The organism is Ruegeria sp. ANG-S4, from assembly GCF_000814005.1.
Taxonomy (GTDB): domain Bacteria; phylum Pseudomonadota; class Alphaproteobacteria; order Rhodobacterales; family Rhodobacteraceae; genus Ruegeria.
Map to the genome: position 1 here is coordinate 107104 of NZ_JWLK01000006.1, position 14620 is coordinate 121723.

Consider the following 14620-nt stretch of genomic DNA (forward strand, 5'->3'; position numbering starts at 1 on the left):
GGTCTAGTGCGCCGCGATCCCGAAGGCTCCGGCTGCATTCGGCAAGCGCCCATGGTCGGGCTATGCTAAATTCTCACATCTTCGTTATCGGCGGTTTCGAGTTTCGAGTCGATACTAAATTTCCCTGTCATTCAGGACCCAAAGCGCCGTAGACGACCGCCGGTCTCGTTAGCCGCGGCCGCATACTTTGGAACCAGACATCAATTAGGGTTCCTTTGCCCGGACTTACGCCGCTTCTGCCGCTGCACGTACCGCGCGGATGTTTTCGCCGTAGATGTCTGGGTTGGTAACAGAACCGCCTTTGAACACAGCAGAGCCCGCAACCAAAACGTCAGCCCCGGCGGCGGCAACCAATGGCGCGGTCTGCGGGTCCACGCCGCCGTCGATTTCGATGTGCACGGGGCGATCCCCGATCATTTGGCGCAGTCGGCGCACTTTGTCCGTCATGTCGATGAACTTCTGGCCGCCAAATCCGGGGTTCACGGTCATGACACAAACCAGATCGGCGAGGTCCAAAAGATGCTCGACCGACTCGGCGGGTGTCCCGGGATTCAACGCAACGCCAGCCTTCATGCCCGCGGCCCGGATCGCTTGCAGGGTTCTATGGGTATGAGGCCCAGCCTCGACATGGGCTGTAAGTATGTCTGCCCCGGCATCCGCGTAAGCCTGTATGTAGGGATCGACGGGCGCGATCATCAAATGAACATCCATGACCGTCTTAACATGCGGACGAAACGCTTTGACCGCAGGCGGGCCAAAGGTGAGGTTCGGCACAAAGTGCCCGTCCATCACGTCAACATGAACCCAGTCCGCGCCTTGCGCTTCGATCGCTTGTATTTCCTGGCCGAAATTGGCGAAATCGGCAGACAGGATTGACGGTGCAATCTTGATGGAGCGGTCGAAGGGCATGATCAGTCTCGTAAAGTAGGTAGAGTTCAAAGGGCATATATCCGCGATCCGCACCGAAGGGTAGGGTCTGAGCTTCTGATTGGGGCGTTTACAAAACTTTCACCAAACCGACACATGTTCGTTGATCGTCGATTGTAGCTGACCGCCAAAGTCTGGTGGGGGTTGCACGTGCTGCGCATTGAAAAACTAACCAAACGTTTTGGCGAAAACACCGCTGTGGATACAGCGACGCTGGACGTGGACAAACCTTGCATGATCGGGATCATAGGTCGCTCGGGCGCGGGCAAGTCGACCCTGTTGCGCATGATCAATCGCCTCACTGACGCAAGCGACGGTCAGATCATTTTTGAAGGCCGCGACGTGACCAAGCTGAAAGGCCGCGACAAACGCGCATGGCAAGCTGACTGTGCCATGATCTTTCAGCAGTTCAATCTGGTGCCTCGCATGGATGTGGTATCGAACGTTCTTCACGGCACATTGAACCGCCACTCGACCCTGGCCACCATGTTCAACCTGTTCCCGATGGAGCAGATTCACAGCGCCATCGACATTCTGGATCGGCTCGGCATTGCCGAACATGCACCAAAGCGTGCCGAAGCGCTTTCCGGGGGCCAACAGCAGCGGGTCGCCATTGCGCGCGCTTTGATGCAGGATCCGCGGATCATTTTAGCGGATGAACCAATCGCCTCGCTGGACCCGATGAACGCTCAGGTGGTCATGCAGGCGCTGCGCCGCATCCATGAAGAGGATGGGCGCACCGTCATCGCCAACCTACACACGCTGGACACTGCCCGACGCTATTGCGACCGAGTTGTCGGCATGCGCGATGGGCGCATCGTGTTCGACGGGCTGCCCGAACAGCTGACCACGGGTGTCGCCCGCGAAATCTATGGCGCCGATGCCAGCTTCTCGGAAGAGGCGACGTCGACTGAAATCGATACGCTCGACGCCGCCCGGAAGGCCGTGATGGAAGCCGAAGCGACCATCTGAGCCTGATTACCCCTTTCATCGACCGGCCGATGAAAGGCCGGCACTTAAACTGGAGAGAGACAGATGAAAAAACTGATTGCTGCCCTTGTTGCGACCACTGCCATGGCCGCCCCTGTTATGGCACAGGAAATCAGCGAATTCCGAATTGGCATTCTGGGCGGTGAAAACGCGCAGGACCGCATGAGCAAAAACGAGTGCTTGCGCGAATACACCGAAGAGGTTCTTGGCGTTGAAACCAAGTTGTTCGCGCCTGCCGACTATGACGGCGTGATCCAAGGCCTGCTGGGTGGAACCATAGACATCGCGTGGCTGGGCGCGTCGGGTTATGCAAAAACTTATCTCAGCAACCCCGAGGCAGTTGAGCCGGTTCTCGTAAAGGTGAACCTGGACGGTGGCTATGGGTACCATTCCATCGGTTTTGCCCGCAAAGACAGCGGCATCGCCACGCTTGAGGATATGAAGGGGAAAACCTTTGGGTTCGGCGACCCGAATTCGACCTCGGGTTATCTGATCCCTTCGATCGAAATTCCCGAAGCCATCGGTGCCACCATGGACTCGGGTGACTATTTTGGCGAGGTGAAATTCACCGGGGGTCACGAACAGACAATCGTTGCTGTCAACAATGGCGACGTGGACGGCGGCGTAACCTGGGCAGACGGTCTGGGTGACTGGGAAGACGGTTTCAAATCCGGTGCTTTGCGCAAAGCGGTTGATGCGGGCCTGATCGACATGAACGATCTGGTCATGATCTGGAAATCTGCGCCGATCCCGGAAGGTCCGGTTGTGCTTCGCGCTGATCTGCCAGCGGACGTCAAAGACAAAATGACCGCCCTGTGGTCTGGTCTGCACGAGAAGGACCGTGAGTGCTTTTACGGTGTGGCCCATGGCGAGGCCAAAGCGTTCGAGCCGATCACGCATGACGCCTATCTTTCGATCATCGAAGCCCGCAAGCTGAAATCCAACTAAGCCTGCGAACCCAATGATCGGGGTCCGGTTGCTTGCCGGACCCCGTTTTTCCACCCAGGAGCAATTTATGACAGACCTAACGGCAGGGTCCCGCAGCGCTGATCGGATCCGGGACGAATACACTGCGATGACACAGCGCAAGCGGGTCTATGGTGGTATCCTCCTGATCGTTTTTGTGGCCTTGATGGTTGCCGGTTTTCGAACGGCGGACAGCCGCAACGCGGGCAGCTTTGTTGACGGCTGGCACCGCATCTTTGACTACCCCACCGAGGTGCTATCGGAAGCGTCGGAAAAGATCGGGTCAATGCCCGAGAACCTTGTGACGTTCTTTCCGGCGCTGATAGAAACAATCAATATTGCCGCCGCGTCGACACTGATCGGCACAATTGCAGGTACCTTTCTGGCCCTGATGTCGACTCGGGGTATGGCCCTCTGGCCGTCGCTCATCCCCTTGTTCCGACGGATTGCAGATATCTGTCGCGCTATCCCTGAAATCGTCATTGCCCTGGTTTTGATCTTTGTTCTGGGCGGCGGCCCGGTTCCGGCAATGATCGCCATCGCCATCCACACCGCCGGAGCGCTGGGCAAGCTGTTTTCCGAAGTGAACGAAAACGCTTCGTTAAAACCTGTCGAGGGGCTGCACTCGGTCGGGGCGAACTGGTCGCAGCGGATGTATCTGGGCGTAATCCCGCAGGTTGGGCCAAACTATGTCAGCTATGCGCTGCTGCGGTTCGAGATCAATATCCGAGCCTCGGCCATTCTGGGCTTCGTAGGCGCGGGTGGCCTTGGATATGAGCTGAGGAATTCCATGTCCTGGGGGCAGGGGCGCTATGATGAAGCGGCGGCCATTTTCCTTTTACTCTTCGTCACCATTGTTGTTGTCGATCAGATTTCGGGTCTGCTGCGAGAACGTCTGACCCATGGGTCCGAAAAAGGAGCGCAGGCATGAGCACCTTCGCAACAAACCTGACAGTCGACGAACTGAAGTCTGAGGCGGATCGCCTGTTCAGTCGGAAGCGTCTAATGAATTTTGGCCTTCCTGCGGTTGTGATCGTTTATCTGATCTATGTTTTCTTTGCATTCGACGTACCGGGTTTGGCTGGGCGGGCGAACTGGGAAAACGGAAAAACTCTGGTTGCGGACAGTTACAGCTATAAAACGCATGTCGAACGGGACAACAGAAACGGCAAGGTTTCGGTCGCGATTGAGGGCGAGCGCAAAGGCGCTTACCCCGAAGGTGAAGCACCGGAATGGGTGGCTTTGGGCGAAACGACGGTGATTGACCTTGAGGGGGGGCACGTCGTGCGCTTTGGCCCCGAAACGGTTGAATACGACATTCCGGATTATGGGACGGTGCGGGCGACGCCTACGCGCTCGGCAGGTGTGCAGGCCGAATTGCCCGAAGGTGAGGTTCCGGATTGGATCAACCTATCGAAAAACCGTCTTGCGATCACGACGGACGCCGGCCGCCTGACCGTCACGCGAAACCGGTCCGAGGTCTTTCGGTATTTCATGGGCTGGGAACTGTTCTGGTTCACGCTCGACAGCCCCTATCATGGCAAGTCCCTTCCGCAGCTTGTGGGCCTTGCAGCATCCGGCGAAGCAGGCGCAATCTTGAACGACTTCTGGACCAACAAGATGTGGCGCCATGAGGACGTGGCATGGGCCATCTTCGAGACGATCCTGATGGCGTTTCTTGGCACGTTTGGTGCTGGCATGGTCGCGCTGCCGCTGGCCTTTTTGGCGACACGAAATTTCACTCCGCTGAAGTCGGTGCGGTTCCTGACCCGCAGGGTCTTTGACTTTGTCCGCGGCGTCGACGCGCTGATCTGGACCGTCATACTGGCCCGCGCCTTTGGGCCGGGTCCACTGACCGGCGCACTGGCCATCCTTGTGACCGACACAGGAACGTTCGGAAAAATCTTCTCGGAGGCTTTGGAGAACGTTGATCGGAAACAGATCGAAGGCGTGCAGTCCACCGGGGCCAATGCACCGCAGCGTTACCGCTTTGGCGTGATCCCGCAGGTCACACCTGTGTTGCTGAGTCAGCTGCTCTATTTCCTTGAATCAAACACACGCAGTGCAACGGTGATTGGTGCGATCACCGGAGGCGGCATCGGCTTGCTTTTGACGCAGGCGATTATCACCCAGAAGGATTGGGAAGAGGTTGCTTACTACATCGTCTTGATCATCCTGATGGTGATGCTGATGGATTGGTTTTCGGGCTGGTTGCGTCGGCGCTTGATCCAGGGTGAGCCCGAAAAAAAGCGCGAGCCGAAATCGGCGTGAAGCGCGACCCAAAGGACCAAGGACAGCCATGCCCCGACTAAGCGCAGAAAAGCCGTTTTTTCACCCCAACTGCGAGATTTCGAACAGTACCTTTGGGACTTATGTAGAGATTGGTGCCGGAACGCGCGTCGCCAATTCGGTGTTTGGCGACTATTCCTATTGCGACCGAACCTGCGATATTGCCAACGCGCGAATTGGAAAATTCGCCAACATTGCAAGTTTCACCAGAATCGGCGCAACCGATCACCCGATGGACAAGGCATCGTTGCATCATTTCCACTATCGCTCTGCCAGCTATTGGGACGACGCCAAGGATGACGCGGATTGGTTTGCGCACCGTGCGAGCCGTTTGGCTGAAATCGGGCATGACACCTGGATCGGTCATGCTGCGATCATCAAGCCCGAGGTTACAATTGGACATGGAGCGGTTGTCGCCGCCGGTGCAATTGTCACCAAAGACGTGCCCCCGTACACAGTGGTCGCAGGTGTCACGGCCAAACCGCTTCGACGCAGATTTTCCGAAACCCTCGCAGATCGCATGATTGCGCTGGCTTGGTGGGATTGGGATCATGCCCGCCTGCGTGCAGCCTTGCCCGATTTCCGATCCATGCCTGCCGAAGCGTTTTTGGAAAAATACGAATAGCGTGGGGTTGTGTTGGAAAGTCCAACACTAATGGGCACACGTTTGCAACGATGCACCCAATTCAATGAAAGCTTAAGATCGAGGTTCGTGCCGGTTGGGAATGCCGTTGCGCCGCTACGCATCGCTGATCGTCAGGGTCACACGTTCACCGGCAAAAACGGTCTTCCCGTACTCGACGGGTCTTCCCTGAGGATCGGCATTGATGCCGAGCGAATGCAAAACAGGCGCGCCTTCTGTCAGCTTCAGATGCAAAGCCTGCGTTGCAGTCGCGGCACGCGCCGTCAAACGGGTCGAAATTCGCGTATAATCCTCCACACCGCAATGCTGCAACGCTCGGGTCACGGACCCGGTTTCGGTCAGGGCATCCAGAATGCCGGGCAGACGGTTCGCCGGGAACACGCTTTGAAACATGGCAATAGGTTGCCCATCGGCCAAAGACAGCCCGTCATACACATGAACGTCCGCGCCGACACAAAGGTCCAGAGCTTCGGCTTCAGTATCGTCTGCCGCGCGTGTCGTCAGGGCGAGGATCGTTTTCCCCGGAATCTTACCGCTTGCGGAAATACTCTTATGATACCGTACTCTTTTGCCAATTGGATAGTCTGTCGGTCGCGCAGCGACAAAGACCCCGGCACCACGACGAGAGTGAACAAGACCGAGCTCTGCCATGTCAGCAAGAGCGCGCCGGACAGTGTGTCGGTTGACGCCATGCTTGGCGGCAAGCTGCGCTTCGGTGGGCAGGCGATCACCGGTTCCATACCGACCCTCCGCGATGTCCGAGGTCAAGCCGAGGGCGATACTTTTCCAAATCGGAGTTTTGCTCATGTTACCAAAATTTCACACAGCTACGGATTGCGTCACGAACAGCGCGTCGGTATTATTTGTCTAGTTGTATAGTATTTGCAGACAACCTAGCCAAGAGGCTTTGATGGTGGAACAGACAGAATTTTCAACCAAAGCGCGGCGCGCATGGATGGGGTTGCTTGCCCGGGCCCCGAAAGAGGCGCTCGCGGATGTATGGGACAAGGCAGGACTTGCCCCCGCGTTCGATTGGGTGCGCGCGCCCGAGATCGGCGGCGTGATGGTTCGTGGCCGTGCCGGTGGAACAGGGGCTCCGTTCAACCTGGGCGAAATGACGGTCACGCGCTGCACGTTGGCATTGCAGGACGGCACGATCGGGCACGGTTATGTTCAGGGGCGTTCCAAATCTGGTGCCGAGGTCGCGGCGCTGGTCGATGCGCTGATGCAGACGTCGGGTGCGGATCACGTGCGCTCCCAAGTCATTGAACCGCTGGAGCGGTTGATGAAAGACGCGAAACTTTCTCGCGCAGCGAAGGCTGCAGCCACCAAGGTTGAATTCTTCACAATGGTACGTGGAGAAGACAAATGAGTACACAAGTCCAATACTCGGGCGGGTTCGGAAACGCGCCGATTGACGCCGCCCATGCCTTTCGCGCCGCGATGACGGTGATGGCAAAACCAGGCCAAATTCGTACTCTGCGCGGAGCGCGGCCACCGGAGCCATTGTCCGTTGCGGCAGGGACTTTACTGCTGACGCTCTGCGATCCGGATACCGGGGTGTACCTGGCAGGACGCGCTAACAACGCCGAAGTGCAACGATGGTTGTCATTCCATACCGGCGCACCTTTCGTCACCGCAGAGCAGGCGGATTTTGCCGTGGGTGCATGGGACGATCTTATGCCGCTTGGCGCCTATCGCATCGGCACGCCTGAATATCCCGACCGATCGGCAACGCTTATCGTGGAATGTGACGTGTTGCATGGGAACGGCGCTGCGCTGCGCGGGCCGGGTATCCAGGACACCAGTCACCTTTCGCTGCCGGACATCGCCGCGTTGCAGGGCAACGCTCTTTTGTACCCGCTGGGCTGTGATTTCTTTTTTACGTGCGGCGAACAAGTCGCGGCCCTGCCGCGAAGCACACAAATCACGGCAGGAACTTAAGCGATGTACGTTGCAGTAAAGGGTGGCGAAAAGGCCATCGAAAACGCCCACGCCTGGCTTGCAGAGGAACGCCGCGGATCGCCCGACGTGGCCGAACTGAGCATCGCTCAGATCCGGGAACAGCTGAGCCTTGCGGTCAACAGGGTCATGGCCGAGGGGTCGTTGTTCGATCCCGATCTCGCAGCGCTGGCAATCAAGCAGGCGCGTGGAGATCTGATCGAGGCGATCTTTCTGATCCGCGCTTACCGCACAACCTTGCCGCGCTTCGGCTACACCAACCCGGTCGAGACGGCAGAGATGGCTTGTGACAGGCGGATTTCGGCCACGTTCAAGGATGCCCCGGGGGGGCAGGTTTTGGGGCCGACCTTCGACTACACGCACCGCTTGCTGGACTTTAAACTGGCCGCCGATGGCGAGGTTCCCGCAGCACCCGAAGGGGCCGCGCGCCGTGAACCGACACCGCATATCACCGAATTCCTGAAAGGCGAGGACATCATTCAGGACGAGCCCGCCAGCGAAGATACCCCGGGCGATCTGACGCGCCAGCCTTTGGAGTTTCCGTCCAGCCGCCCGCTGCGCCTGCAATCCCTGACACGCGGAGACGAAGGGTTCGTACTGGGCATGGCTTACTCGACTCAGCGCGGCTATGCGCGCAACCACGCGTTTGTCGGCGAATTGCGGATCGGCAAGGTCGCTGTTGAGATGGTTATCCCAGAACTAGGCTTTGCGATTGATCTTGGAGAGATTGAACTGACCGAATGCGAAACGGTGAACCAGTTTCAGGGATCCAAAACCGAACCGCCCCAATTCACGCGGGGCTACGGGTTGGTGTTTGGCCAGTCCGAGCGCAAGGCTATCTCGATGGCGCTGGTGGACCGGGCCTTGCGCTGGGAGGAACTGGGTGAAGACTATCTTGGTGCCGCGGCACAGGACGAAGAGTTTGTGCTGAGCCATGCCGACAACATTCAGGCCACCGGTTTCCTCGAGCATATCAAGCTGCCGCATTACGTGGACTTTCAGTCGGAACTTGAACTTGTACGAAAACTTCGCCGCGAGGCCGAAGAACGGATCACCCCAAAGGAGGCCGCGGAATGAAGGCTGTTGTTTTTGATATTGGCGGCGTCTTGGTTGATTGGCAGCCACACCTCGCGTGGGTCGAGGCGCTTGGGTCGGAACAAGCAGCGCATGCTTTTATCGACCGCACCGATTTTCGAGCACGAAATGCACGCGGCGATAACGGAGAGCGGTTCGCCGATCTGGCGCAGGAGTTGCATGATCCGAGGGATCAAGTGCTGTTTGCCTCTTATGTCGAACTGTACCCAAAAACGGTGGAAACCGCGATCCACGGAACTTGGCAGGTCTTGGACCGGCTCAAGGCGCAGGGCACGCCCGTCCACGCCATAACCAACTGGTCTGCCGAAACTTGGCCGGAGGGTTTGAAAGTTCATCCGCGGCTCGGAGAGGTCTTTGAAACACTGGTCGTTTCCGGGCAGGAAAAGATGGCGAAACCGGACACGCGTATTTTCCGCCTTCTCTGCGAGCGGGCGGGCATTGCGCCCGAGGATTGCGTATTTATCGACGACAGCCCGCAAAACGTCGATGGTGCCCGGGCGACCGGTATGGATGGGATTCACTTCACTTCGCCGCAGGCGTTGGAATCTGCGCTGTCCGAGCGAGGGTTGCTATGATCGCACAAGCATCTGCGGTGTCGAGCGTACCTGACGGGCAGCCCGATACTGCATGTCCAAGGCGCGCCGGCCGTATGCGCTGTAGTCATACAAACAGTTCGCTTTCGCGCGGTCCGCAGAGGCGTGTCAGTGCCCCGGTCGCTCAGCGCCCGGACTGTGCGGCCCCGGCGCGTGCACCGGCGAATTGTCGCCTAGAACGGTCGTATCGTGCGGTTCGAGTGCGCTCCACGCGTTCGCCTGGTCCCGCCTCAGCGCACGTCGGCGACGCGCGCGATGACGGTTGTGCCAATAGGAATAAGCCAAAACGACCAAAAAGACTGAGCCTAATACAATTACGTCCACAAAAACACCAAAAAACAAAGTGATACGTCAAATGAATGAGTATAACTTCGCATATCTGGACGAACAAACCAAGCGCATGATCCGTCGGGCCATTCTAAAGGGGCTGGCCATTCCCGGGTATCAGGTGCCATTTGCCAGCCGTGAGATGCCTATGCCGTACGGTTGGGGCACCGGTGGTGTTCAGGTCTCGGCCGCGACGCTGACACCCGACGATACATTCAAGGTGATTGATCAGGGCGCTGATGACACGACCAATGCCGTGTCCATTCGCAAGTTCTTTGAAAAAACGGCGGGCGTTGAAACGACCGAGGAAACGTACAGGGCAACGGTCATCCAGACCCGCCACCGCATTCCCGAGGCCAAGCTGCGAGACGACCAGATCCTCGTGTATCAGGTGCCGATCCCCGAGCCATTGAGGTTTCTTGAACCGCGTGAAACCGAAACGCGCAAAATGCACAGCCTTGAGGAATATGGTCTGATTCATGTCAAACTGTATGAGGACATCAGCCAACACGGGGCGATCGCAACCTCTTATGCCTACCCGGTCAAAGTTTCGGATCGTTATGTTATGGACCCGTCTCCGATCCCGAAATTCGACAATCCAAAGCTTGAGATGGATGCGATCCAATTGTTCGGGGCAGGGCGTGAGCAACGTATTTATGCCGTGCCGCCGCATACCAAAGTCGTATCGCTGGACTTCGAAGACTATCCGTTCGAAGCGTCCAAGGCCAATCATGCCTGTGATCTATGCGGTGCAGAAGACAGTTACTTGGATGAAGTCATCATGGATGATGCGGGCAATCGGATGTTTGTCTGCTCGGATACCGATTACTGCCGGTCACGCCGTGCTGCGGGCCATGTGGGCCGACTGGCCGAGGAGAACGCGGCATGACCCCTCTGTTGCAAGTCAAAGGCATCGACAAGCACTATGGCGCGCGGATCGGATGCATGGATGTGAGTTTTGATCTCTATCCCGGCGAGGTGATGGGCATTGTCGGAGAGAGCGGCTCGGGAAAGTCGACTTTACTTAACTGTATGGCAGGACATCTCATTCCGGACGCCGGGCAGGTGATCTTTGACACGCGTGCCGAAGGACCGGTGGATACAGTGACCATGTCGGAACCTGAACGCCGCATGCTGAGCCGAACGGATTGGGCCTTTGTGCATCAACACGCGCGAGATGGTCTGCGTATGTCCGTCAGCGCCGGAGGCAATATAGGCGAGCGTCTGATGGCCGTCGGTGACCGGCATTATGGCGATATACGCGACAAGGCGATTGACTGGCTGGGGCGAGTCGAAATTGATGTGACCCGGGTCGATGATCGCCCAATGGCGTTTTCTGGCGGGATGCAGCAACGACTGCAAATCGCGCGCAACCTGGTAACGGGTCCCCGCCTGGTCTTTATGGACGAACCGACCGGTGGGTTGGATGTTTCGGTTCAGGCCCGCTTGCTTGATTTGCTCCGCGGTCTGGTTCGCGAAATGGGATTGAGCGCCATCATCGTGACGCACGATCTGGCCGTCGTTCGCTTGCTGGCAGATCGCCTGATGGTGATGAAAGATGGGCACGTGGTCGAGACTGGTCTTACCGATCAGGTTCTGGACGACCCCCAGCACGCCTATACGCAGTTGCTGGTTTCCAGCGTGTTGCAGGTGTGAGGATGGATCCGATGATCAATGTGAAGAACGTGAGCAAAAGCTTTACCCTGCACAATCAAGGCAGCGCAGTGATCCCTGTGATGGATGGCGCCTCGCTGCAGGTCTCTCCCGGCGAATGCGTCGCCCTGACCGGTGCTTCGGGTGCAGGCAAATCGACGTTGATGCGGGTCATCTACGGCAATTACCTTGCCGCGTCCGGACAGGTCGTGGTTGGCGACCTCGACGTCGCAAGAGCAGAACCGCGCGAAATCATTGCTTTGCGGCGCGACACCTTGGGTTATGTGAGCCAGTTCCTGCGCGTGGTGCCCCGCGTGCCAACGCTGGATGTTGTTGCCGAACCCCTTTTGGCGGTCGGGCACGACCGCCAAGCTGCAATGGACAAGGCGGCCGATATTCTTGAGCGTCTCAATATTCCGGAACGGCTTTGGAGCCTTAGCCCAACAACCTTTTCCGGCGGCGAGCAGCAACGGGTGAACATCGCGCGGGGGTTTGTACATCATTACCCTGCGATGCTGTTGGATGAGCCGACGGCGAGCCTGGATGCCAGGAACCGGGAAACCGTGTTGTCGCTGATAGAAGAGGCCAAGCAAAGGGGGGCAGCGATCGTCGGCATTTTCCACGACGCCGAGGCGCGCGAGCGTGTCAGCGATCGGGAAGTGGACGTTTCGCAGTTCACACCGGGACTTGCCGCATGACCCTTGCCCCCGTCATCGCGGTCGTCGGACCATCGGGCGTTGGCAAGGACAGCGTGATGGAGGCTTTGGCGGCGCGCGCACCAGGTTTCCAACGCGTTCGGAGGGCCATCACCCGGCCCGCTGGGGAAGACGGTGAAGACTTCGACCGCGTTTCGTCTCAACAATTCGCCCAAATGGCTGAAGATGGTGCCTTTGCCCTTCATTGGTCCGCCCACGGATTGACCTACGGCATCCCGAAAGAGATTGAGGATCAGCGCCAGAAGGCCAAGGCGGTTCTGGTCAACCTATCCCGCGCCGTTTTACTACAGGCGCAAGAGGTGTTTGGGGATCTTATTGTCATCTCACTGACGGCGGATGCCGACGTTCTGAGGCAAAGATTGTCAGCCCGTGCGCGGGAAAACCGGGACGAGCAAGCGCGTCGGCTGGGTCGCGCGCGTACCGCATTGCCCGACGGTTTGCTGCAGGTCATCGAAGTGGATAACACAGGTCCGTTAACGGCAACTGTGGACGAAATCCTGACCCGAATTCAGCCAGAAAGGGTATAGCGATGGATCAGTTGAAACCGCCCGTCTTCGCGTTCGCCCACCAATGCCAGATCGCTGATCTGGAACGGCGAAGGCAGCAATGGAACAAGGTGGACGCCCAGCGCGGTCTCAACCAAACTGAGCGTCGATCTGTCCAATCGCCCGGTCAACGTGATGTGAAAGCGAAACGCATCCAGCACGTAAGGATACCCCCATTCATCAAGATGTCGCTCTTGCTGGGGCGTCAATCCCGATGCCCGTCGGCGCGCCAGTTCCGCCTCACCAGCAGGTGCGCGAAAATCGTCCAACTCCTGGACGCAGGCGGCGGCCAACGTGTTCAGGTCATCGGTGCCGCCCACTGGACAAAGGGCCAGAAAGCGACCGAGGCGAGCGACCTGCAATCCATCCAACTGGACCGGCGCTTGCTTTGCCGCAAGCGCCTCGCAAGCGCGCTGCAGGGCTTCAACAGATTGACCCTCGCGCAACCGAAACGGGGGTTTCATCGTCGCATGCAGGCCGTATTTGCGCGGTGTCTCGGAAACGGTCGCGACGTCAACGCCATCAATGATCGGATGCGGGACCTGATCACCCGTTTCCATGTCCCAGCCCAGCCAGCGCGTGGAAAAACCGACCCAATCAGCCTGCGGATCCGGGGCAAAATAAATCGCGTATCGCGTGAATGTCACATTGGCCTCCTGCCTGCGTGGCCGATCCATAACTCTAAGTGCGTGAAATCCAGATGACAGAAGACTTGATCCTTGCCAATGCCACGCTTGTGTTGCCCGACGAAACCGTCATTGGCAGCCTAAAGACAAAGAACGGCACGATTGTCGCCATCGACACGGGTGCATCGGTTCCCGCTGGCGCGATCGACTGTGGCGGGGACTATGTCGCCCCCGGGTTGGTTGAACTGCATACGGACAATCTGGAACGCCATATGCAACCGCGCCCCAATGTCGACTGGCCCCATGCGGCTGCAATCTTTGCGCACGATGCAGAGTTGGCCAGCACGGGGATCACCACGGTTTTTGACGCGATGCGGGTCGGTTCGATACCATCCGGCGCGGGACGGTACCTCAAATATGCGCGCAGCCTTTCGAAAGAGCTTTGGCACTTGCGGGAACAGGATGCCCTGAAGATCAGCCATTTCCTTCATTTGCGGGCTGAGGTCTGCTCGGAAACTCTGGTCGATGAGCTTGACGAATTCGGGCCCGAAGACCGGGTCGGGCTGGTGTCGATCATGGATCACACACCCGGGCAACGCCAGTTCCGTGACATGGCGAAACTGGAAACCTATTTGAAGGGGAAACATGCGATGAACGATGACACGTTCATGCAGCACGTCGCCCAGCTAAAAGCCTTGCGCGACCGGAACGGCGACAAGCATGAGGTTGAAACCGTCAAGGCGGCGCGCCGGTTCGGTGCCGTGCTGGCCAGCCATGATGACACAACCGAAGAACAGGTTCAGGTATCCGCGACTCACGGCATCCGATTGGCCGAATTCCCGACAACGGTCGAGGCCGCCCGGGCATGCCATGATCACGGTATCAAGGTCATGATGGGTGCGCCCAACATGATCCGCGGGGGCTCGCATTCCGGCAATGTCTCTGCCCGCGAACTGGCCGAACTTGGCCATCTTGACATCATGTCCTCCGATTACGTGCCTTCAGCGCTGCTGTTGTCTGCCGCACAGCTCGGCGAGATGTGGGGAGATATGGCCCGCGGAATCAAAACCGTTACACAAACACCTGCTGAGGCAGCAGGTCTGGATGATCGGGGTGAATTGCGCAGCGGCGCGCGCGCTGATCTGATCCGGTTCCGTATGCGGGCCGGGGTCCCTGCATTGAACGCCGTGTGGTCGCGCGGGCGGCGGGTCGCTTAGGTCGGTTTGGCTTGGATCGAAAATTGATGCAGCGGAGCGCGTGCCTTTCGATGCAGGGCACGCCTGACTTC

The 14620-nt window shown here is 58.2% G+C and carries 17 protein-coding genes; 14 read left to right on the top strand and 3 right to left on the bottom strand.

What is annotated here, in order from left to right:
• Positions 1–225: 225 nt before the first annotated feature.
• Complete coding sequence (gene rpe / locus RA28_RS18360; RefSeq protein ID WP_039532019.1) at positions 226–909, bottom strand: ribulose-phosphate 3-epimerase; 684 nt, start codon at positions 907–909, stop codon at positions 226–228.
• A gap of 168 nt (positions 910–1077) precedes the next feature.
• Here rpe and phnC point away from each other — a divergent pair, with 168 nt between their 5' ends.
• The 5 genes from phnC (at position 1078) to RA28_RS18385 (ending at position 5797) form a co-directional block, all read left to right on the top strand.
• Entirely contained in the window at positions 1078–1899 is an 822-nt protein-coding gene (phnC, locus tag RA28_RS18365) for a phosphonate ABC transporter ATP-binding protein (protein WP_039532021.1), read from the top strand.
• Between the two features lie 63 nt (positions 1900–1962).
• Positions 1963–2865: a phosphonate ABC transporter substrate-binding protein gene (gene phnD / locus RA28_RS18370; RefSeq protein ID WP_039532022.1), complete on the top strand. Its 903-nt coding sequence runs from the start codon at positions 1963–1965 to the stop codon at positions 2863–2865.
• Positions 2866–2932: 67 nt separating this feature from the next.
• A complete protein-coding gene (phnE, locus tag RA28_RS18375) occupies positions 2933–3814 on the top strand; it encodes a phosphonate ABC transporter, permease protein PhnE (RefSeq protein WP_039532563.1) in 882 nt (293 codons plus the stop codon).
• Positions 3811–5154, top strand: coding sequence for a phosphonate ABC transporter, permease protein PhnE (gene phnE / locus RA28_RS18380; RefSeq protein ID WP_039532024.1), 1344 nt, complete (start codon positions 3811–3813; stop codon positions 5152–5154). The genes phnE (RA28_RS18375) and phnE (RA28_RS18380) overlap by 4 nt, the downstream gene beginning before the upstream one ends.
• 28 nt (positions 5155–5182) lie before the next feature.
• A complete protein-coding gene (locus RA28_RS18385) occupies positions 5183–5797 on the top strand; it encodes a chloramphenicol acetyltransferase (RefSeq protein WP_039532026.1) in 615 nt (204 codons plus the stop codon).
• A 114-nt stretch (positions 5798–5911) separates the two neighbouring features.
• Here RA28_RS18385 and phnF read toward each other — a convergent pair whose 3' ends face one another.
• Positions 5912–6622 (bottom strand): phosphonate metabolism transcriptional regulator PhnF, encoded by a 711-nt coding sequence (gene phnF, locus RA28_RS18390; RefSeq protein ID WP_039532028.1) that lies wholly within the window; start codon positions 6620–6622, stop codon positions 5912–5914.
• 103 nt (positions 6623–6725) lie between these two features.
• Between phnF and phnG the strand changes: the two genes are divergently transcribed.
• The 8 genes from phnG to phnN all read left to right on the top strand — a co-directional run bounded on the left by phnG (position 6726) and on the right by phnN (position 12688).
• Positions 6726–7187, top strand: a complete 462-nt coding sequence (gene phnG / locus RA28_RS18395) for a phosphonate C-P lyase system protein PhnG (RefSeq protein ID WP_039532030.1) — start codon at positions 6726–6728, stop codon at positions 7185–7187.
• The gene (gene phnH / locus RA28_RS18400; protein WP_039532032.1) at positions 7184–7759 is read left to right on the top strand and encodes a phosphonate C-P lyase system protein PhnH; all 576 of its coding nucleotides are present in this window, start codon (positions 7184–7186) and stop codon (positions 7757–7759) included. The genes phnG and phnH overlap by 4 nt, the downstream gene beginning before the upstream one ends.
• A gap of 3 nt (positions 7760–7762) precedes the next feature.
• Positions 7763–8854 (top strand): carbon-phosphorus lyase complex subunit PhnI, encoded by a 1092-nt coding sequence (locus tag RA28_RS18405; protein ID WP_039532035.1) that lies wholly within the window; start codon positions 7763–7765, stop codon positions 8852–8854.
• Positions 8851–9447: an HAD family hydrolase gene (locus RA28_RS18410; protein WP_039532037.1), complete on the top strand. Its 597-nt coding sequence runs from the start codon at positions 8851–8853 to the stop codon at positions 9445–9447. Before RA28_RS18405 ends, RA28_RS18410 begins: the two co-directional genes overlap by 4 nt.
• Before the next feature lie 373 nt (positions 9448–9820).
• The gene (locus RA28_RS18415) at positions 9821–10681 is read left to right on the top strand and encodes an alpha-D-ribose 1-methylphosphonate 5-phosphate C-P-lyase PhnJ (RefSeq protein ID WP_039532038.1); all 861 of its coding nucleotides are present in this window, start codon (positions 9821–9823) and stop codon (positions 10679–10681) included.
• Positions 10678–11448 carry a phosphonate C-P lyase system protein PhnK gene (gene phnK, locus RA28_RS18420; RefSeq protein WP_039532040.1) on the top strand — a complete coding sequence of 257 codons (771 nt, stop codon included), beginning with the start codon at positions 10678–10680 and terminating at the stop codon, positions 11446–11448. The genes RA28_RS18415 and phnK overlap by 4 nt, the downstream gene beginning before the upstream one ends.
• Before the next feature lie 11 nt (positions 11449–11459).
• The gene (gene phnL, locus RA28_RS18425; RefSeq protein WP_039532565.1) at positions 11460–12143 is read left to right on the top strand and encodes a phosphonate C-P lyase system protein PhnL; all 684 of its coding nucleotides are present in this window, start codon (positions 11460–11462) and stop codon (positions 12141–12143) included.
• Positions 12140–12688: a phosphonate metabolism protein/1,5-bisphosphokinase (PRPP-forming) PhnN gene (phnN, locus tag RA28_RS18430; RefSeq protein ID WP_039532042.1), complete on the top strand. Its 549-nt coding sequence runs from the start codon at positions 12140–12142 to the stop codon at positions 12686–12688. Before phnL ends, phnN begins: the two co-directional genes overlap by 4 nt.
• Here phnN and RA28_RS18435 read toward each other — a convergent pair.
• Positions 12670–13353 carry a DUF1045 domain-containing protein gene (locus tag RA28_RS18435; protein WP_039532567.1) on the bottom strand — a complete coding sequence of 228 codons (684 nt, stop codon included), beginning with the start codon at positions 13351–13353 and terminating at the stop codon, positions 12670–12672. The two genes, phnN and RA28_RS18435, sit on opposite strands and share 19 nt — an antisense overlap.
• Before the next feature lie 53 nt (positions 13354–13406).
• Between RA28_RS18435 and RA28_RS18440 the strand changes: the two genes are divergently transcribed.
• A complete protein-coding gene (locus RA28_RS18440; RefSeq protein WP_039532570.1) occupies positions 13407–14549 on the top strand; it encodes an alpha-D-ribose 1-methylphosphonate 5-triphosphate diphosphatase in 1143 nt (380 codons plus the stop codon).
• Positions 14550–14620: the final 71 nt, after the last annotated feature.

Coding starts and splice junctions, on each gene's coding strand:
- rpe (WP_039532019.1), bottom strand. CDS start 909: ATGCCCTTCGACCGCTCCATCAAGATTGCACCGTCAATCCTGTCTGCC.
- phnD (WP_039532022.1), top strand. CDS start 1,963: ATGAAAAAACTGATTGCTGCCCTTGTTGCGACCACTGCCATGGCCGCC.
- phnE (WP_039532563.1), top strand. CDS start 2,933: ATGACAGACCTAACGGCAGGGTCCCGCAGCGCTGATCGGATCCGGGAC.
- phnE (WP_039532024.1), top strand. CDS start 3,811: ATGAGCACCTTCGCAACAAACCTGACAGTCGACGAACTGAAGTCTGAG.
- RA28_RS18385 (WP_039532026.1), top strand. CDS start 5,183: ATGCCCCGACTAAGCGCAGAAAAGCCGTTTTTTCACCCCAACTGCGAG.
- phnF (WP_039532028.1), bottom strand. CDS start 6,622: ATGAGCAAAACTCCGATTTGGAAAAGTATCGCCCTCGGCTTGACCTCG.
- phnG (WP_039532030.1), top strand. CDS start 6,726: ATGGTGGAACAGACAGAATTTTCAACCAAAGCGCGGCGCGCATGGATG.
- phnH (WP_039532032.1), top strand. CDS start 7,184: ATGAGTACACAAGTCCAATACTCGGGCGGGTTCGGAAACGCGCCGATT.
- RA28_RS18405 (WP_039532035.1), top strand. CDS start 7,763: ATGTACGTTGCAGTAAAGGGTGGCGAAAAGGCCATCGAAAACGCCCAC.
- RA28_RS18410 (WP_039532037.1), top strand. CDS start 8,851: ATGAAGGCTGTTGTTTTTGATATTGGCGGCGTCTTGGTTGATTGGCAG.
- RA28_RS18415 (WP_039532038.1), top strand. CDS start 9,821: ATGAATGAGTATAACTTCGCATATCTGGACGAACAAACCAAGCGCATG.
- phnK (WP_039532040.1), top strand. CDS start 10,678: ATGACCCCTCTGTTGCAAGTCAAAGGCATCGACAAGCACTATGGCGCG.
- phnL (WP_039532565.1), top strand. CDS start 11,460: ATGATCAATGTGAAGAACGTGAGCAAAAGCTTTACCCTGCACAATCAA.
- phnN (WP_039532042.1), top strand. CDS start 12,140: ATGACCCTTGCCCCCGTCATCGCGGTCGTCGGACCATCGGGCGTTGGC.
- RA28_RS18440 (WP_039532570.1), top strand. CDS start 13,407: ATGACAGAAGACTTGATCCTTGCCAATGCCACGCTTGTGTTGCCCGAC.